General features: G+C 65.7%; 18 protein-coding genes. 7 read left to right on the forward strand and 11 right to left on the reverse strand.

The window, feature by feature from the left end:
- Positions 1-167 precede the first annotated feature (167 nt).
- From ASC68_RS26540 to ASC68_RS26580, 9 genes are all read right to left on the reverse strand, one after another.
- Entirely contained in the window at positions 168-1,460 is a 1,293-nt protein-coding gene (locus ASC68_RS26540; protein ID WP_055886940.1) for a Gfo/Idh/MocA family oxidoreductase, read from the reverse strand.
- Positions 1,461-1,625: 165 nt separating this feature from the next.
- The gene (locus ASC68_RS26545) at positions 1,626-2,372 is read right to left on the reverse strand and encodes an SDR family NAD(P)-dependent oxidoreductase (protein WP_055886952.1); all 747 of its coding nucleotides are present in this window, start codon (positions 2,370-2,372) and stop codon (positions 1,626-1,628) included.
- 17 nt (positions 2,373-2,389) lie between these two features.
- Entirely contained in the window at positions 2,390-3,568 is a 1,179-nt protein-coding gene (gene rhmD / locus ASC68_RS26550) for an L-rhamnonate dehydratase (protein WP_055886964.1), read from the reverse strand.
- Between the two features lie 38 nt (positions 3,569-3,606).
- Complete coding sequence (gene rhaM, locus ASC68_RS26555; protein ID WP_055886967.1) at positions 3,607-3,924, reverse strand: L-rhamnose mutarotase; 318 nt, start codon at positions 3,922-3,924, stop codon at positions 3,607-3,609.
- Positions 3,925-3,933: 9 nt separating this feature from the next.
- On the reverse strand, positions 3,934-4,716 hold the full coding sequence (locus ASC68_RS26560; protein WP_055886969.1) for a glucose 1-dehydrogenase: 783 nt from the start codon (positions 4,714-4,716) through the stop codon (positions 3,934-3,936).
- A gap of 2 nt (positions 4,717-4,718) precedes the next feature.
- On the reverse strand, positions 4,719-5,444 hold the full coding sequence (locus ASC68_RS26565) for an FCD domain-containing protein (protein WP_055886972.1): 726 nt from the start codon (positions 5,442-5,444) through the stop codon (positions 4,719-4,721).
- Positions 5,444-6,442: an ABC transporter permease gene (locus tag ASC68_RS26570; RefSeq protein ID WP_055886975.1), complete on the reverse strand. Its 999-nt coding sequence runs from the start codon at positions 6,440-6,442 to the stop codon at positions 5,444-5,446. The genes ASC68_RS26565 and ASC68_RS26570 overlap by 1 nt, the downstream gene beginning before the upstream one ends.
- A gap of 9 nt (positions 6,443-6,451) precedes the next feature.
- Positions 6,452-7,966: a sugar ABC transporter ATP-binding protein gene (locus ASC68_RS26575; protein WP_055886978.1), complete on the reverse strand. Its 1,515-nt coding sequence runs from the start codon at positions 7,964-7,966 to the stop codon at positions 6,452-6,454.
- A 59-nt stretch (positions 7,967-8,025) separates the two neighbouring features.
- Entirely contained in the window at positions 8,026-9,213 is a 1,188-nt protein-coding gene (locus tag ASC68_RS26580; protein WP_055886981.1) for a sugar ABC transporter substrate-binding protein, read from the reverse strand.
- A gap of 162 nt (positions 9,214-9,375) precedes the next feature.
- On the opposite strand from ASC68_RS26580, the gene ASC68_RS26585 reads away from it, so the two are divergent.
- Positions 9,376-10,041, forward strand: coding sequence for an SGNH/GDSL hydrolase family protein (locus tag ASC68_RS26585; RefSeq protein WP_055886984.1), 666 nt, complete (start codon positions 9,376-9,378; stop codon positions 10,039-10,041).
- Between the two features lie 229 nt (positions 10,042-10,270).
- On the opposite strand, the gene ASC68_RS26590 is transcribed toward ASC68_RS26585, so the two are convergent.
- A complete protein-coding gene (locus ASC68_RS26590; protein WP_055886988.1) occupies positions 10,271-11,398 on the reverse strand; it encodes a mandelate racemase/muconate lactonizing enzyme family protein in 1,128 nt (375 codons plus the stop codon).
- 144 nt (positions 11,399-11,542) lie between these two features.
- On the opposite strand from ASC68_RS26590, the gene ASC68_RS26595 reads away from it, so the two are divergent.
- The 6 genes from ASC68_RS26595 to ASC68_RS26620 are packed head-to-tail and all read left to right on the forward strand — an operon-like array spanning position 11,543 to position 16,490.
- Positions 11,543-12,268 carry a FadR/GntR family transcriptional regulator gene (locus tag ASC68_RS26595; RefSeq protein WP_055886991.1) on the forward strand — a complete coding sequence of 242 codons (726 nt, stop codon included), beginning with the start codon at positions 11,543-11,545 and terminating at the stop codon, positions 12,266-12,268.
- Complete coding sequence (locus tag ASC68_RS26600) at positions 12,265-13,047, forward strand: acetoacetate decarboxylase (RefSeq protein ID WP_055886994.1); 783 nt, start codon at positions 12,265-12,267, stop codon at positions 13,045-13,047. Before ASC68_RS26595 ends, ASC68_RS26600 begins: the two co-directional genes overlap by 4 nt.
- Positions 13,048-13,070: 23 nt before the next feature.
- Positions 13,071-14,120: a Gfo/Idh/MocA family oxidoreductase gene (locus ASC68_RS26605; protein WP_244488561.1), complete on the forward strand. Its 1,050-nt coding sequence runs from the start codon at positions 13,071-13,073 to the stop codon at positions 14,118-14,120.
- On the forward strand, positions 14,117-14,935 hold the full coding sequence (locus ASC68_RS26610; protein ID WP_055886996.1) for a sugar phosphate isomerase/epimerase family protein: 819 nt from the start codon (positions 14,117-14,119) through the stop codon (positions 14,933-14,935). Before ASC68_RS26605 ends, ASC68_RS26610 begins: the two co-directional genes overlap by 4 nt.
- On the forward strand, positions 14,932-15,744 hold the full coding sequence (locus ASC68_RS26615) for an SDR family oxidoreductase (protein WP_055886998.1): 813 nt from the start codon (positions 14,932-14,934) through the stop codon (positions 15,742-15,744). The genes ASC68_RS26610 and ASC68_RS26615 overlap by 4 nt, the downstream gene beginning before the upstream one ends.
- Entirely contained in the window at positions 15,741-16,490 is a 750-nt protein-coding gene (locus tag ASC68_RS26620; protein WP_055887003.1) for an SDR family oxidoreductase, read from the forward strand. Before ASC68_RS26615 ends, ASC68_RS26620 begins: the two co-directional genes overlap by 4 nt.
- Positions 16,491-16,496: 6 nt before the next feature.
- Here the strand turns inward: ASC68_RS26620 and ASC68_RS26625 are convergent, their stop codons facing one another.
- Positions 16,497-17,495, reverse strand: a complete 999-nt coding sequence (locus ASC68_RS26625; RefSeq protein ID WP_055887007.1) for an ABC transporter permease — start codon at positions 17,493-17,495, stop codon at positions 16,497-16,499.
- Positions 17,496-17,500 lie beyond the last annotated feature (5 nt).

The following is a 17,500-nucleotide window of genomic DNA, read 5'->3' on the forward strand; positions in this document are numbered from 1 at the left end:
AGCTACGCTAGGCCGCTGCCGCGACCAGCTCCGCTACCCTCCCCATCAAGGGGAGGGAGACGATAGAACCGAGAGCTGGCAGTCAGGTCTCCCTCCCCCCTGTGGGGAGGGTAGCGCAGCTAGGGCCAGCGGCCCGTAGCGAAGCTGGGTGGGGGTGGGCCCGCGCACTATCGCGCGAGCGATATCCCCGCCTCCGCCAGCATCCGATCCACATCAACCGTCTGCCCTGACGCGATCGAAGCGTTGGCCGCGATGCCGGTGAGGATCGACCACGCCCCCTCCTTGTGCGTCGAGGCCCGGGCATAGCGATCCGGTTCCATGCTCTCAGGCTCGAACAGATAGCCCAGCATCACCGGGTCGGCGCCGCCATGGTCGCCGTGGCCGGCCCACACGTCCACGGCCTCGGGCAACCCGCCGGCAAGATGCAGCGTCGTCGTCATCGCATCTTCCTGCGCCTTGTCGCGGACCCCGCCGAACACCCCGTGCACCTCGACATGCCGGTGCGTCAGTTCACCCTTGGTGCCGTGGAACTTGATCTCCAGCCCTTCCCACGGGCTGTAGGCGCACAGCGTGTAGTTGAGGAACACGTCGTTGGCGTATTTCACCTGCACCTGCATGGTGTCTTCGATGGTGATGTCGTCGGCGAACACGCATTTGTCGCGCAGGTACCCGTCATCATCCTCGGCATCGAGGTAGAGCTCGCGCAGCGCCGGATCGCCGGCAAGATCCAGCCGGTACTCACACCGGTCGAACACCGGACAGTCGTGGCAGCGCTCGCCATGCGCGCCGAGCCCCAGTTCCTCGGCCATCTCCGGCGTGTAGAACACCCGCTTGCCGTTGGCGCTGACGGTCTTGGGAGTCGAGGCGACCCACCAGTTCATCAGGTCGAAATGATGGGTGGATTTGTGCACCAGCAGGCCACCGGATTTCTCCTTGTAGCGGTGCCAGCGGCGGAAATAGTCGGCCCCGTGCACCCGGTCGAGATACCAGCGGAAATCCACCGCGGTGATCTCGCCGATGACGCCACTCATCAACAGGTCTTTGAGCTGCGTGCGGGCCGGGGTGTAGCGATAGTTGAAGGTAACGGTAAGCCGCTTGCCGCTCTGCTGCTGCGCCTCGAGCACCGCGCGCAGCTTCTGCAAATCCACCGTCATCGGCTTTTCGGTCATCACGTTACGCCCGGCCTTCAGCGCCGCGACGATATATTCGTGATGCAGGTAATCCGGTGTGGTGACGATCACCGTGTCGGGCTGCTGCTCGGCGATCATCCGCTCGAAGTCAGCCGCCTCGTAAGTGGCGATGCCGTTGCCCTTTCTGGGGATCTTGCCGGCCGAAAGGGCCAGCCGGGTCTCGTTCACGTCGCACAGGGCGACCAGGTCGTTGCCTTCCGCATGCGTCTCTGTGATCGCCCTGCGGAACATTGCATGGCGCCCGCCGACGCCGACTATCGCGTACTTCACTGGGGGTGTCCTCGTCGGGTGTTATGCAACCCGGGGTCCTCCAGCGGGTCGCCCCGAAATAATTCACCGTCTGGTTACTTAGTCAACCCGACCTTGGCCGCATAAGCGAAAGAGCCGGACCGCTGTGGCGATCCGGCCCCCCGATGGAACAGGTTGAAGCGGCGATCAGTAGGTGGCGCGGCCACCGCTCAGGTCGAACACCGAAGCCGTGGTGAAGCTGTTTTCCTTCGACACCAGCCAGGCCACCATGTTCGCGGCTTCCTCGACTTCGAGGAAGCGGCCGCGCGGGATGCGGCTCAGCATGTAGTCGATGAATTCGGGCTTCAGCTCGTCGAGAATGCGGGTCTTGGCGGTCGCCGGGGTGATGACGTTGATGGCGATGTCGTATTTCGCCACTTCCTTGCCCACCGCCTTGGTCATGCCGATGACGCCGGCCTTGGCTGCGGCATAGGCCGAAGCGTTCGGGTTGCCTTCCTTGCCGGCGATCGAGGCGATGTTGACGATACGGCCGAAATTGCGGGCCTTCATGCCCGGCAGCACGGCGCGGTTGACGTAGAACGCGCCGTTCAAGTCGATGTCGATCACCCGGCGCCATTCGTCGAGCTCGTATTCATCGAGCGGGGCGTTCTTGCCGGCGATGCCGGCGGAGTGGACGAGGATATCGAGCTTGCCGAGCTTGCCTTCGACTTCCGCTACCGCGGCGGCGACGGCGTCGTAGTTGGTGATGTTGACCGCAACGGTCGAAGCGGCGGCGCCGAGCTCGGCCCTGGCGCTCGCGAGGAGGTCGGCATTCATGTCCCACAGGCTGACCTTGGCGCCGGAGGCAACCAGCCGCTTGGCAATGGCGAAGCCGATGCCCTGCGCACCGCCGGTGATGACGGCCACCTGGCCGTTGAGATCAATCTGGTTCATGAAACTCTCTTATTAGGTCAGGCGAACGGCTTTAGCAGACCGCGATCAGCTATTTCCATACCGAAGCCCGGCGCGCTACTGACCTTTAGTCGACCGTTCTGCGGCAGGTCTTCGCCGCTGAACAGCTTGCCGAAAATCGGGCGGATCGAGCGCCCGTCAGGACTGGCCGCCACATACTCGCACAACGACTGCGCCGGCTGGCTGGCGATGAACTGGTACGAGTACGGCCCCGACCCGTGCGGGATCACCGGGATATCGTAAGCCGCCGCCTGTGCCGCGATCTGCAGCAGCGCCGTCAGCCCACCCACCCACATCACGTCGGGCTGCAGCACGTCGATGGTGCGCTCCTCGATCAGCCGGCGGAAGCCGTAGCGGGTATATTCGTGCTCGCCGGTGGTCCACTTGAGGGTCGGGTGCGCCTGTTTCAGCAGCCGGAACCCCTCGATATCGTCGGGGTGCAGCACCTCTTCCCACCAGTAGATGTCGAGGTGCTTGGTCTTCTCGGCGAGCCGGATCGCGTAAGGCACCGTCAGCGCCATGTAGCAATCAACCATCAGCGGGAAATCCGGCCCCACCAGCTCGCGCTGCGCGGTGAGGAACGCGATGTTCTTTATGAGCCCGTCTTCGCCATCGAAATGGCTGTGGGGCAGCGGCACCTTGGCGCCCCAGAAGCCCAGTTCCTTCACGGCGTCCGGCGCCGGGCCGGTGCAGTAAAAGCTGATCTCGTCATGGCACTTGCCGCCGATCAGGTTGTAGACCGGCTCGCCGCGGAGCTTACCGACCAGGTCCCACAGCGCCAGGTCGACCACCGAGATGGTGGCGATGGGCATCCCCTTGCGGCCGTAGGGCATCGAGGCTCGGAACATCTGGTCCCAGATTTTCGAGGTATTGCGCGCATCCTCCCCGACAAGGAAGCGGCTGAAGTGGTTGGCCACCAGCCAGGCCGCCGGCGGGCCGCCGAAGCCGGTGGCGACACCGGTGACGCCGGCCTCGCTCTCGATCTCGACGACGATCGAGCCCATCACCCCGATGCCCCAGGATTGGCGCGACGCCTTGTACTCAGCGTAACCCGACATCGGGTTGGCGATCAGCGTATCGATCAGCCAGTGGCCACGCCCCTGCTGGAAATAGTCGCCGCCATCTCCTTCGCTCTCAACGAGCGAAACGCGTACGGCCTTGATGGTGAAGTCGGACATGGAAAGCGGCCGTTTCGGCAAGAGATCAGGAAGCGAAATCAGGCGAGGTGGAAGACCTGTCGGAGCTCAACGACTTCAGGCGTGCCGTCGTCATTATAGTCCATGATGTCGTCCATGAACTTCCACCAGCGCTTGTTGATCTCGGTCTTGGGGAGATCGGCCATGGTGTGGTCGGCAGTGCGCACCAGTGTCGCGAACAGCTCGTCGGTCTCCGGATCGTGCCAGATCGAATAGTCGGAAACGCCGGCATCGCGCAGCGCCTGGCTGAGCTCGGGCCAGATTTCATCGTGGCGTTTCTTGTACTCGGCGATCTTGCCGGGGTGCACCTTCATGCGGAAGGCGATGCGCTCGGACATCGGGTTCTCCTATTGCAGGTTGACGTAGAGCCCGCCATCGACCAGCAGCGCCGCGCCGGTGACATAGGAGGCCATGTCGGAAGCGAGGAATGCGACCACCTTGGCCACATCCTCGGGCTCGCCGAAGCGGCCCAGCGGGATGCGGTTGTTGAGGTATTCGCGCTTCATGGGGTCGGACCAGTCGTCCTTGTTGATGTCGGTGGCGATGGCGCCCGGCATCACCGAGTTGCAGCGAATGCCATAAGGTCCGAGCGCGATGGCCACCGACTGCATCAGCGAATGCACCCCCGCCTTGGTCGGGGTGTAATGCGTCTGCATGGCGCCGCCGACCAGCGCCGAGATCGACGAGGTGGCGACGATCGCGCCGCCCGTGCCCTGGTCCTTCATCCGGTTCGCCGCCGCCTGCACGGCGTAGAAGGCGCCGTTGAGGTTCACCCCCACCACCTGCTGCAGCAGCGCCGGCGGCATGTCGAGGAAGGCGTGGAACGGGCAGATCCCGGCGTTGGACGCAAGAATGTCGACGCCGCCGAACGCTTCGACCGCTGCCTGCACCAGGTCGGTGCTGACCTGCGGATCGGCGATATCGCCTTCCACCGCGATGGCCCGGCGCCCCAGCGCCTCGATCTCGGCGACCGTCTCGTCATGCGCGGTGTCGCGGGCAAAGCCCTGGTCGGCGCCAGCGAAATAGTTGATCAGCACATCGGCGCCCTGCCGGGCGAGCTCCACCGAAATGCCGCGGCCGATGCCGCGCGATCCGCCGGTGACGATGGCGCGCTTGCCTTCAAGCAACATGGCTAAACCTCACCCTTGGCCTGCATCACTTCGAGCGTCGAGCGGTGGACGCTCAGCAGGTGCGCCTGCATCGCCGCTTCCGCCGCTGCCGCATCGCGTGCCTCGAGCGCCGCGACGATCACCCGATGCTCGGCCAGCGAGCGCTCCAGCACATTGGGGGTTTCCGCCGCGATCCGCCGGTACTCCATGCCGAGCACATAGAGCGAGTGCGAGATGGTGACGAGGAAGGTGTTGCCGGTCGCCGCGGCGATGGTCTCGTGGAACTCGGTGTCGGCGAGCCGGAAGCCGAGGGAATCGTTGGTGAGGTGCACCTGCGCCTCGACCAGCTTGTGGAGCTTGGCCAGTTGCGCGTCGGTGATCAGCCCGGTGGCCATCCGGGCGATCGAGCCGTCGATCATCCGCCGGCTCTCATAGAGCGAGCCGAGATTCTTGCTGTCGAGCGTGATGAGGAACTGCAGCGGGCCCAAGAGGTCCGAGGCCTCGAGCCCGGTGACATAAATGCCGCCGCCCTGCCGCATTTTCAGGACGCCGAGGATCTGCAGCCCGCGTAGCGCTTCGCGCAGGCTCGGCCGGCTGACCTGCATGTAGGTGGCGAGTTCCCGTTCCGGCGGCAGCTGGTCGCCCGGTTTCAGCGCCTTGGTCCGCACCATCTCCAGCAGGCGCTTGGCCACCTGCTCGGCGACGGAGCTGCTGCGTTCGATAGGCGCATAGGACTCAACCGCGATCATCACTCACCCAGGGCGCGATTGCGCAACTGATCCAGACTCACCGCGAGCATCAGGACGACGCCGCGCGTCACATCCTGCCAGAAGCTCGATACGTTGAGCAGGGTCAAGCCATTGTTGAGCGTGCCCAGGATCAGCACCGCCAGGAGCGTCCCCCACACCGAGCCGCGCCCGCCATTGAGGCTGGTGCCACCCAGGATGATGGCGGCGATGACGGTGAGCAGCTGCGAGCCGGCAGCGTTCGGCCCGGCCGCCCCCAGCATGGCGCCGAGGATGGTGCCGGCTACGGCGCCGGCCAGCGCCGAGATGACGTAGAGCACGATCACCGTGCGCTCGACCGGAATGCCGATCAGCCGCGATGCCTCGGCATTGCCGCCCGCCGCATAGATGAAGCGGCCGAACTTGGTCTTGGTCATCACCAGCCAGAGCGCGAAGAAAGTGACCACCATGATGATCAGCGGAATCGGGATCGAGAACAGCCGCTCATTGCCGATCCAGTTGAAGCCGGGGATCATCAGCGGCCTGGTGAGGCCGCCGGTCAGTACCAGCGCAATGCCCGAAACGATGCTCATCATCCCGAGCGTCGTGATCAGCGGGTTGAGCTTCAGCCGCGTGGTGAACAGCCCGTTGGCGACGCCGATCGCCGCGGCGAGCGCCAGCGCCAGCCCGACCGCCACCCAGACCGGCACCCCGAGCCCGACCAGCAGCGAGATCATCACCCCGGTCAGCCCGGCGATCGCCGCCACCGACAGGTCGAGCCCGCCGGCAATGATCAGCGGCGTCCCCGCCGCCGCCATCAGCCCGATATAGGCGACGTTGAGCCCGATCTGCAGCATGTTGCGGGTGTTGAAGAAGAACGGCGACAGGATCGAGAACACCGCGATCAGGATCAGGTAGAACACCAGGAGCATGGCCACGCCCGACCAGGGCTTGGCGAGCAATTCCATGAACCGGCGCTTCAGCGACGGGGCGGCGGCAGCGGTCTCAGTGGTGGTGGCCATGGCGATCCTTCAGGCAGTTTGGGTTTCGGCCGTGGCGGCCATCAGCGCGGCGGGGGTCACCCCGCGCGGGAATTCTTCGACGACGCGCCCACGGTCGAGCACCAGCGAGCGGTCGGAAATGCCGGCGACTTCCTCGACATCGGACGAGAGGATGATCACCGCATAGCCCTTGGCGGTCAGCTCGCGCAGCTTGCCGTAGATCTCGCGCCGCGCCCCGATATCGACGCCGCGCGTCGGCTCCTCGAGGATCAGCAGCTTCACCCCCTCGACCAGCCAGCGGGCGAGGCACACCTTCTGCTGGTTGCCGCCCGACAAGGTCCTGAGCTTTTGCTCCGGCCCGCGGGTGCGGATGCCGAGGTCGCGGATCCAGTTCTGCGCGTGGCCGGTCTCGGCTTCGGTGGAAACGAACAGCCCGCGGGTGAAGCGGTTCTGGAACGGCAGCGCGATGTTCTCGCGCACCGTCAGGTCGGCGATGATGCCTTCCTTCTTCCGCTCGGCGGCGACGAAGCCGATACCCGCTTCTTTGCCGTGCTGCGGCGTCGACGGCCGGTAGGGTCGCCCATCGAGCGTCACCTGGCCGCTGCGCTCGCTGTGCACGGCGCCATAAAGCGCCCGGCCCAGCACTTCGACGCCGGAGCCGACCAGCCCGAAGATCCCGAGAATCTCGCCCGAACGCACCGCGAAACTCACATCGGCAATCTTGCCGCGCACCCCAAAACCCTCGACCTTCAGCACGTCGGTGCCGGGTGGCGGGGGAGGTTCGGTCGGATAGAGATCGCCGGCGGTGGCGCCGAGCATGGCGGCCAGCACTTCGGCTTTGTTGGTAGTGGCGGTGACGAAGTCGCCGGCATTGCGGCCGTCGCGCAGCACCACGATGCGATCGGAAATCTCGAACACCTCGCTCATGTAGTGCGAGATATAGACCACCGAGACCCGCTGCTGTTTCAGCCGACGGATGATGGCGAACAGCAGTTCGGCTTCCTGCTCGGTAAGCGCGGCGGTCGGCTCGTCCATGATCAGGATCCGCGCCTGCCCGGCAATGGCGCGGGCAATCTCGACGATGCGCTGCTCGGCCACCGACAGGCGCTTGACGTCCTGGTGCGTATCGAGCGCCTCGAAGCCCAGTTGGGCGAGGAGCTCGGTGGCGCGGATATGGATGGTCTTGTAGTCGACCTGTTTGAAGCCGAAGCCCGGCTTCATCGGCAGATCGCCGAGGAGGATATTCTCGCCGACGCTGAGGTCGGGCATGACCGAGATTTCCTGCGGCAGCAGCTTTACCCCGGCCGCGATCGCGTCAGCGGGCTTGCCGAACACCACCGCCTGCCCGTCGACTTCGACGGTCCCGGCATCGCGGCTGTAGAGCCCGGTGAGAATCTTCACCAGTGTCGACTTGCCGGCGCCGTTCGAGCCGAGCAGCGCCACGACCTCTCCGGCTTCGAGCGTCAGCTCGACATTGCTGAGCACCGGGACGCCGCCAAAGGACTTGTCGATGCCGCGCATCGAAAGCCGTGCTGTGCTGGACATACGATAACCTGTCGGAAAAAGATTGGGACGGTGGCTGATGCCACCGTCCCAAGTCAGGGTCAGTTGGTCGGGATCAGGTTGAGCGAGTCCTGCAGCTCGGGGAGCTTGCGGATCTCCTCGAGGTGGGCCTTGTAGGCGTCCTCGGGCAGCTCGAAGGTGATCGCATCCGGCGTCGCCGAGCAGGCGAAGTCCTTGTAGAACTCGCAGACATTGCCGTCGGTGACCATGTAGTGGGTCATCAGCACGGTGTCCGGAACCTCCTTGCCGGCCAGCTCCATCAGGGCCAGCGGCACGAGGAAGTTGCCGTAGCGCTCGGGGAAATAGCCCACCGAAGCGACGAAGGCCGGCTCGTCGATCAGCGTCTGGATTTCGTCGGCGCCCATGCCGACGACGATCAGGTCAGCCTCGCGGCCCGCCTGCTTGACGGCGCGCAGCATGCCGGTCGCCGCCTGGTCGTTGATCGCCGTCACCATGATCGGCACGCCCTCGGGAATCCGCCCGATGACGTTGTTCATCTGGGTGAAGCTCTCTTCCAGCGTATTCTTGGTGTCGATCTTGATGACCTGCGCATCGGCGAACTCGCCGACGGCACCCTTGAAGCCGGCCACCTGGCCGTTGGTGCGCATCGCCGGCACGGCGCCCGACTGCGGCAGCTCGCCGACCACCAGGTAGCCGGTCTTCACCTTGTCGGCGCCGAACTTCTGGATCGCCGCCTGGCCGAGATAGGCGCCGCCCATGAAGCCCGACTTCGGGTTGTTGGCGCCGAAGAAGGTGGCGCCCGGCATCGGGATGTCGATGGCGATGACCTTGGTGTTGGCCTCGTTCATCTTCTGCATGATGGTGGCGCCGAAATTCGCATCGGTCTGGAATTCGATGACGAAGTCGACATTGCGCTGCAGGAAGCTCTCGGCATTGGCCAGCGCCGTGGCGCCGTCGAGCCGGTTATCGACGATCTGCAGGTCGATGCCCGCGGCCTCGGCATTGGCGACGATGCCCTGCTCCACCTTGAGGCAGAACGAGATATCGCGCTGCAGGTTGGCAAAGCCGATGGTCAGCTTCTGACCGTTGCGCGGCGCATTGGCGGCGATCGCGTCGACCACCATCGCAGCGAGCTGCTCGGCGCTCACCATGTTGCCGTCAAAACTGGTCGGATCGAAGCCGTGGAAATCCTCGGCGAAGGCGGCGCCCGACATAAGGGCCGCCGTCAGCCCGGCGATCGCAGCCAGGCGCAGACTCTTCAGTCGCATGTTCTCTCTCCCTTGTATTGGACAATTGGTCAGTCCAATTATCCAAGCTCATATCGCGTCCATTTTCCGGGCGCAAGCCAGTTCTGGCTATTTGGTCAGACCAATTATGCGTTGACCTCTCCTCGCGCTTGACCGTACGGCTAGCGAAAACGGGAGGTCCGAATGGCAGATCAGGCGTCCGCACCGTTGTCGGTGCTGGCTTATGGCGATTCCAATACCTGGGGCGCCGTGCCCCAGCCTTATCGCGGCGCCGGCGGCCGCTTCGGCGTCACTCAGCGCTGGCCGCGCATCATGCAGGCGGCGCTCGGCGCCGGCGTCAACGTCTTCGAGGAGGGGCTCAACGGCCGCACCACCTGCGTCGACGATCCGATCGAGGGCGAGATCCGCAACGGTGAGCGCTACCTGCCGGTGTCGCTGATCACCCACATGCCGCTCGACCTGGTGATCATCATGCTGGGCACCAACGACCTGAAGGCGCGGCTGTCGATGACTGCGGGCGATATCGCCGATGGCGCCGGCAAGCTCGCCGACCTGGTGCGCCGCTCCACTGCCGGTCCCGAGGGCCTCGCCCCCGAAGTGCTGCTGGTGTCGCCCGCCCCGCTGGCGAGGCTCACCTGGCTCACCGAAATGTTCGAAGCCGGCAGCGCCAAATCGCAGAAATTCGCCGCCGAATACGCCCGCGTCGCCAAGGCCTATGGCGTGCACTTTTTCGACGCCGGCAGCGTCATCAGCTCGAGCGACGACGACGGCATCCATCTCGACGCCGGCGCACACGAGACGCTCGGCCTGGCGCTGGCGGGAGAGGTGCGGCGGATTTTGGAGCTTTAGCTCTAGCTCAGGAGAAGTCAGATCAGTGCGGCTGACGGGCCGGCGCGGGAAGATTCCCCCCACCCTGTCCCTCCCCCGCAAGGGGGGAGGAGACCAAAACACTGGCACTGGTGAGAGCGTCTCCCTCCCCTCGGGGCGACCTCTTGTCGTCCCCCTTGCGGGGAGGGGACAGGGGTGGGGGTACTCTTCCCGCGCCGAACTATCTGGAACTGCCGAGTAGCCGCCCGCCCTACCCAAGGCTCAACGCCTTCACCACCGCCTCATCCACCTCGATCCCAAGCCCCGGACGCGTCGGTGCGTAGGCAAATCCACCCTGCTGGCGGATCGGTTCGTCGACCAGGTCCGTCTGCACCACGACCGGGATCGGCTTGAACTCGAACAGCCGCGCATTGGGCGAGCAGAGCGACAGGTGGAGGCTCGCCGCACTGAGGATCGCCGTGCTCCAGGCATGAGCATTGATGGTGATCCCCGCCGCACCACACAGCGCGTCGATCTTCGAGAACCCGGTGACCCCCTCGGCGCGCGACGGGTCGACCCCGAGCACATCGACTGTGCCGGTCTCGATCAGCCGCTGGTAGCCGGTGACGGTGAACTCGCGCTCGCCGGTACCAATCGGCATGTTGGGCAGCGCCGCCTTCAACGCCCGGTAGTCGTCGATGCGGGTCGGATAGAACGGCTCCTCGATCCAGCCGATATCGTACTCGGCCATCCGCCGCGTCGTCGCGATGCCGGTATCGCGGTCCCATTTCACCCCGTTGCCGACATCGACGATGATCTCGAAGTCGGGCCCGAGCGCCTCCCGCAATTCGCGCACGAAGGCGACGTCGTTGTCCGGGTCCTGCCCGATATTGGAGAGGCCGCGCTTGCCGAAGCCGAGCTTGGCGCCGCGATAACCCTCGGCCTGGTAGCCGACGATCTCCTCGACGCACAGCGCCCGTGTCGCCTTGTTGACGTGGCTGGAGGAATAGGCCGGCAGGCTCTCATGCGCTTTGCCGCCCAGCAGCTCATAGAGCGGCTTGCCCTCACGCTTGCCCTCGATATCCCACAGCGCCATGTCGAGCGCCGAATAGGCGAAGCAGGCAATGCCGCCTTCGCCGTACCACCAGGCATGCGCCCGCATCTTCTCCCAGGCTGTCGTGATGCTGATCTCGCCGGCAGCAGCGAGCAGCGGCCCGAAGCCGGTATCGATCAAGGTCTTGGTCGCCCAGCAGGCCTCCGGCCACATGGCGATGCCCTCGCCCCAGCCGACCACGCCATCCACCGTCTCGACCTTGACCAGCACCGTCTGGCGCAGGTTGCCGTGGTCGTTGGTGTCGGCATAGCGGATCACGTGGCTGGTAATCTGGCCCACGCGCATTGCGGCATCTCCCTCGACGGCCTGTTGCCCGGCCCTGCTTGGCGTTGACTAGCACCGAGGGCGCTGCTAGGTCAAGAAGTGGTCAGACCACTTGGCCACTTACACGAGAGACGGCGAGCCAAGCCGCATCGGGGAGCCTAGACAGTGCCGATCAGTGATCTCAGCGGCGAAGTGCCGTTGCGCCGTTCCGGCCTGACCGAGATGCTGGTGGCGCGCCTGCTCGGCCTCGTCACGGCAGGCAACCTGAAGCCCGGCGACCAGTTGCCACCCGAGCGCAAGCTCGCCGAAACCTTCGACGTTTCCCGCCCCACCCTGCGCGAAGCTTTGCGCGCCCTTGCCGTGCTCGGGGTCATCGAGGTGCGGCATGGCGGCGGCGTCTTCGTCTCGCAGCTCGAAGCCTCGGACCTCCTCGCGCCGCTGACCTTCTTCCTGACGCTGCGCGCTGCCGAGGTCGAAAAGCTGTACGAAGCGCGAAAACTGATCGAGGGCGAGATCGCGGCGCTCGCCGCCAGCCGCGGCGACGCGGCAGCCTTCGACGAACTCGACGCGCTGATCGCCGCGCAGGAAGAAGCCAAGCTCGAGCCGGCGCGCTATCGCGACGTCGATACCGCCTTCCATCGCCGGCTCGGCGAACTCGCCGGCAACGAGTTCCTGTCGCGCGCCGCCCAGAGCCTCAACGTGCTCGGCCAGGAATTCAGGAAGACGGCGTCGGAAACGCCCAACGTCATTTCGACCTCGATTGCCGACCATCGCATCATTGTCGAAGCGATCCGGCGGCGCGATGCTGCGGCGGCACGACAGGCGATGGTCACCCACATGGACCATGTGCTGCAATCCACCGAGGCTACGATGAAGGCGAAAGACGAATGACCGAAAGACGCTGGGGCCTCGACAAGGTCACCGAAGCCGACATCCTCGCCGGTGGCTTTTCCACCCCGTGGGACGCGCCGTTCATCCCGCCCTTCCCCTTCACCTTCCGTAATGCCGAAGTGCTGACGGTGTTCTGGCGCACCGACCCCAAGGCGATGCAGTTCCTCGCCCCGCCGCCGGTCGAAGCTACCGGCGACGTGGTCTGCGTCCACATCTACAAGATGAACGACACCAGCTGGATCGGGCCCTATCACGAGGCCAACGTGATGTTCGGCGCCAAGCTTCCCAACGGCCGCTCCGGCGCTTACTCGCCCTACCTGTTCCTTGCCTCGGATGGCGGCGTGGCGCATGGCCGCGAGGTGCATGGCCAACCCAAGAAACTCGCCAACCCGTTCCTCGAGTTCCGTGGCGACCTGATGGTCGGCGGGGTCGAGCGCAACGGCATCGACGTCATCACCGTCACCACCCCCTACAAGCAGCAGCCGGTCGACCCGGCGCTGATGAAGGCGCATTTCGATTACGGCACCAACCTCAATCTGAAGGCCATCAACCACATCGACGGCACTCCGGCGATCCGCCAGATCACCTCGCGCAAACTCACCGACGTGAAGGTACACGAATGCTGGCGTGGGCCCGCGACGGTGGAGCTGCGGCCCAACGCCCAGGCGCCGGTGTTCCGCCTGCCGGTGGTCGAACCGCTCGAGGCCTTCTACTGGCGCGCCGATTTCACTCTCGTCACCGGCGAGATCATCCACGACTATCTGGGCAAGAGCGCATAAGCGCCGATCCCTGGGAGGACAGTTTGAGCGACAAGGTCAATATCGGCGTCATCGGCGCCGGCTGGTGGGCGACCCTCAGCCACATCCCCGCTTTGCGCGCCAACCCCAATGTCGAAATCGTCGCGGTGAACCGCCCCGATGCCGATGGCATGGAAAAGGTCGTCGCGAGCTTTCCCGGGGTGAAGCCGTATTTCGATGCGGCGGAAATGCTGGCCACGGAAACCTTGCACGGCGTGGTCGTCGCCTCGCCGCACATCCTCCACGCCGAGCATGCGCAGCTGGCGCTGTCGCGCGGCCTGCCGACGCTGATCGAAAAGCCGATGGCGACCAGCGCTACCGATGCCCGCGCCCTGCTGGCCACCGCCAACGCCAACCACACCCAGATCATCCTGCCCTATGGCTGGAACTTCCGGCCCATCGTCGAGACCGCCCATCAACTGGTGAAGGATGGCTGGGTCGGCGAAGTCCGCCACGTGGTGGCGCAGATGGCCTCGGCGCTGGCCGACCTGTTCGGCGGCGAGCCGATGGTCGAGACCAAGGACCACCTGTTCCGCCCGCCGGTCTCCACCTGGGCCGACCCGAAGAAATCCGGTGGTTATGGCTGGGGCCAGCTGACTCACGGGCTCGGCGCGCTGTTCCGCATCATCGATCTCGACCCGGCCAAGGTGTTCGCGAAGACCGGCCTCTCCCCTGCCGGCGTCGATTTCTACGACGCCGCCGTGGTCGAATTCGCCAATGGCGCCACCATGGCGCTGTCGGGCTCGGCCACCGTGCCCAAGTCGCGTGGCTACCAGATCGACATCCGCATCTTCGGCACCGAGGGCATGATGCTGTTCGATATCGAACGCGCCCGGGTCGAGGTGATCCGTCACGACGGCAAGACCCACATCGCCGATCTCGGCCCCGATGCCGGCGCCTATGAGCAGGTGGCGCCGATTACCCTCCTGGTCGACCTGGCGCGCGGCGAAAAGCTGCCGAACCCTGCCGATGGCGTGGTCGGCATGCGCTCGAGCGTGCTGCTCGATGCCATGTACCGCTCGGCGAGATCGGGGCGCTTGGAGGACGTGCTGTGAAGCTCAGCGTCACCAGCTGGTCCTTCCCCGAACTGACGCTCGACGAGGTCGGCGGACTGGCCAACCTGCTCGGCATCGAAGGGCTGGATGTCGGCTATTTCTACCGCTCCGCCCTCGATCGCGCGCGGCTGCTGGCAGCGCCGGAGGCCTATGCCGACGAGGTGCGGAAACGCCTGCCGCTACCCGTCGCCAACCTCTACCACCTGTTCGGCAACTCCGTCGTCGACCGCAACCTCGCCGACCCCGCCAACCGCGCCAAGAACACCGCCGATTTCACCGCCGTGCTGAAGTTCTGCGTCGGCATCGGTTCGCCAACAGTGTTCATCCTCCCCGGCGTGATCAACGGCGCGCAGAGCCGCGCCCAGGGGCTCACCGAAACCGTCGAGTCGCTGAAGCCGCTGCTCGATCTCGCGGCGAATACCGGCGTCACCGTCTGCGTCGAACCGCACGTCCATTCCTACCTCGAGAGCCCCGCCATCACCGCCGAGCTCTGCGAGCGCGCCCCCGGGGTGAAGCTGGCGCTGGACTACGCGCATTTCGCCGTTTCCGGCTACCGCCAGGATGAGATCGACGTTCTGGCCCGCTGGGCCGGCCATGTGCATCTGCGGCAGGCGCGACCCGGCGCCCTGCAGACCAAGCTCGACCAGGGGACGCTCAACTTCCCAGCGCTCTTCGCCACGCTGCGCGATGCCGGCTACGACGGATGGCTAGCTGCCGAAGTCGTCCACCAGGGCTATTTCGATACGCTGCACGACGACGTGCTGACCGAGACCGTGAAACTGCGCGACCTGTTCCGCGCCTGGAGTGCCCCGTGAGTTCTGCAGCTATCATCGTCACCGGCGGAGGCGGCGGCATCGGCCGCGCCATTGCCGGGCGCCTCCATGCCGACGGCCACCAGGTGGTGATCGCCGATCGTGACCGCGCCGTCGCCGAGAGCGCCGCCGCCGCCATCGGCTGCGAGTTCGAGCTGATCGACATCGGCGACGAAGCCTCGGTGATCTCAGGCGTCAAAGCCGTCGCGGCGCGCCATGGCGGGCTGTTCGGCGTCGTCAACAATGCCGGCATCCACATGCAGGCGCTGGTGGTCGAAACCGCCGTCGAGGATTGGGACCGGATCTTTTCGGTGAACACCCGTGGCACCTTCCTGATGTCGCGCGAAGCGGCGCGCATCATGGCGGCGCAGCAGAGCGGCCAGATCGTCAACATCATCACCAAGCTCGGCTTCGGCAACCCGTTCTCGTCGGCCTACCTCGCCTCCAAGAACGCCATCTGGGGCCTGACCCAGTGCCTTGCGATCGAGATGGCATCGAGCGGCGTGCGGGTGAACGCCATCGCCCCGGGCCATGTCGGCCCCGGCACCGGCATGGAGAAGGCCTTCCGCGCCAAGGCCGAAAAGCTCGGCAAGAGCTGGGACGATTTCGAAGCCGATGTGGTGGCGACCATCCCACTGCACCGCTGGTGCACCCCAGAGGATGTGGCCGGCGGTGTCAGTTGGCTGATGGGCCCCGACACCAGCTTCGTCACCGGCGAACTGATCAACATCACCGGCGGCTTCCAGGCCTATGCCTCGACGCCCAGTGCGGACTCCGTTCGCGCCGCAGCTCAGCGAGGCCCGACGAAATGAGCGGATCACTGCAAGGCAAAGTCGCGCTGGTCACCGGCGCACGGGCCGGCCTCGGCGCCGCCATTGTGCTGGCACTGGCCGAGCTCGGCGCCACAGTCATCGCCTCCGGCCGCAAACCCGGCGACTGCGCCGAGGTCGTTGCCGCGGTTACCGCCAAGGGCGGCAAGGCCAGCGAGTTCGTCCTCGATGTCGGCGACCTCGCCGGGATTCCGGAGCGCGCCGCCGCGGCGCTGGCGCTCCATGGCCGCGTCGACATCCTCGTCAACAATGCCGCGACCATCGAGCCGATGGCCAGGCTCAGCGCGCTCGACCCGCTGGCCTTCGACCGGTCGCTGACCGTCAATGTCAGCGGCCCCGCCGCGCTGGTCGCGGCACTCTGGCCGGCGCTCGAGGGCGGCCGTGTCGTCAATGTGGTGAGCGGCGCCGCCAACCACGCCATGTCGGGCTGGTCAGCCTATTGCGCCGGCAAGGCCGCACTCATGATGCTGACCCGTTCGATCGAACTCGAAGGCGCCGAGATCGGCCTCCGCGGCTTCGCCTTCGCGCCCGGCCTCGTCGATACCGACATGCAGGCGGCCATCCGTGCCGCCAAGATCAACCAGATCTCCGATGTGCCGCGCGAAAACCTGCAACCGCCCGAGCGCCCCGCCCGGGTCATCGCCTGGCTGGCCAGCGGCGCCGCCGACGACCTCGCCGGGCAGTATGTCGATATTCGGCAAGAAGGGTTGATGGAGCGGGTTCGATAGGTGCAGTCACTCCCCCGGCTTTGGCGAAAATTCCTCGCTGCTGCGCGCCGCCTCGGCGATGCGCCGCCGCGCCCGGAACACGCCCCATTGCTGGTCGACCAGGACGCCGATGAGGATCACCCCGCCCATCACCGCGAAGTTGAGCGAGGAGGGAATGCCGAGGAGGTTCACGAGGTTCTGCAATTCCTGCAAGAGGATGGTGCCGAGGATCACCCCGACGATCGACCCCTCGCCGCCGCGCAGCGAGAAGCCGCCGAGCACCGCGGCGGCGATGGCGTAGAGCTCATAGAAATTGCCCTGCGACGAGGGCTGCACGGAGCGGGTGTACATGGCGAAAAAGATCGCCGCCAAAGCCGTCAGCCCGGCGCAGATCACATAGGCCGAGGTGACCACCACATCGGTGCGGATACCCGAGAAGCGCGCCGCCTCCTCGTTCTTGCCGATGGCGAAGAGATAGCGGCCGAACACCGAACGGTGCAGCGTGAACCAGGCGATCACCGCCACCACCGCCAGCACATAGACCGAGACCGGGATACCGCCGATGCGGGCGACGAAGAAATCGAGGCCCGGATATTCGCTGCCGAACGGGAAGCCGGCCGTGGCGTCGGCGGTATAGCCGCGCGCCACGCCGCGATAGATCAACAGGCCGCAGAGTGTCACCACGAAGGGCTGCATCTTCAGCTTGGTGATCAAGAGGCCATGCGCCAGCCCCAGGGCAAGCCCGAGCACCATGACGATGGCGAAGGCAATCGGCCACGGCACGCCCTTGGCGCCGACCAGGTCGACGAACAGCACGCCGAGCAGCGCGATCATCGAGCCGGCCGACAGCTCGATGCCGCCGGTGATGATGACAAACCCCTGGCCGATGGCGAACAGCCCGAACAGGCCGATCAGGTTGGCGGTATTGGCAAGGTTCTGCGGGCCGAGAAAGGCGGGGTTGCGCAGATACACCACGAAGCCGACGACGACGATGAGGGCGAGCAGGCCCAGATCCTTCTTGTTCATCCGTT

Origin of the sequence: Devosia sp. Root105 (genome assembly GCF_001424865.1) — a bacterium.
Lineage (GTDB): Bacteria > Pseudomonadota > Alphaproteobacteria > Rhizobiales > Devosiaceae > Devosia_A.

Bases quoted from the DNA above. Each gene is read 5' to 3' on its own strand.
- ASC68_RS26545 (WP_055886952.1), bottom strand. From the start codon at position 2,372: ATGAACCAGATTGATCTCAACGGCCAGGTGGCCGTCATCACCGGCGGT.
- rhmD (WP_055886964.1), bottom strand. From the start codon at position 3,568: ATGTCCGACTTCACCATCAAGGCCGTACGCGTTTCGCTCGTTGAGAGC.
- rhaM (WP_055886967.1), bottom strand. From the start codon at position 3,924: ATGTCCGAGCGCATCGCCTTCCGCATGAAGGTGCACCCCGGCAAGATC.
- ASC68_RS26560 (WP_055886969.1), bottom strand. From the start codon at position 4,716: ATGTTGCTTGAAGGCAAGCGCGCCATCGTCACCGGCGGATCGCGCGGC.
- ASC68_RS26565 (WP_055886972.1), bottom strand. From the start codon at position 5,444: ATGATCGCGGTTGAGTCCTATGCGCCTATCGAACGCAGCAGCTCCGTC.
- ASC68_RS26570 (WP_055886975.1), bottom strand. From the start codon at position 6,442: ATGGCCACCACCACTGAGACCGCTGCCGCCGCCCCGTCGCTGAAGCGC.
- ASC68_RS26575 (WP_055886978.1), bottom strand. From the start codon at position 7,966: ATGTCCAGCACAGCACGGCTTTCGATGCGCGGCATCGACAAGTCCTTT.
- ASC68_RS26580 (WP_055886981.1), bottom strand. From the start codon at position 9,213: ATGCGACTGAAGAGTCTGCGCCTGGCTGCGATCGCCGGGCTGACGGCG.
- ASC68_RS26585 (WP_055886984.1), top strand. From the start codon at position 9,376: ATGGCAGATCAGGCGTCCGCACCGTTGTCGGTGCTGGCTTATGGCGAT.
- ASC68_RS26590 (WP_055886988.1), bottom strand. From the start codon at position 11,398: ATGCGCGTGGGCCAGATTACCAGCCACGTGATCCGCTATGCCGACACC.
- ASC68_RS26600 (WP_055886994.1), top strand. From the start codon at position 12,265: ATGACCGAAAGACGCTGGGGCCTCGACAAGGTCACCGAAGCCGACATC.
- ASC68_RS26620 (WP_055887003.1), top strand. From the start codon at position 15,741: ATGAGCGGATCACTGCAAGGCAAAGTCGCGCTGGTCACCGGCGCACGG.
- ASC68_RS26625 (WP_055887007.1), bottom strand. From the start codon at position 17,495: ATGAACAAGAAGGATCTGGGCCTGCTCGCCCTCATCGTCGTCGTCGGC.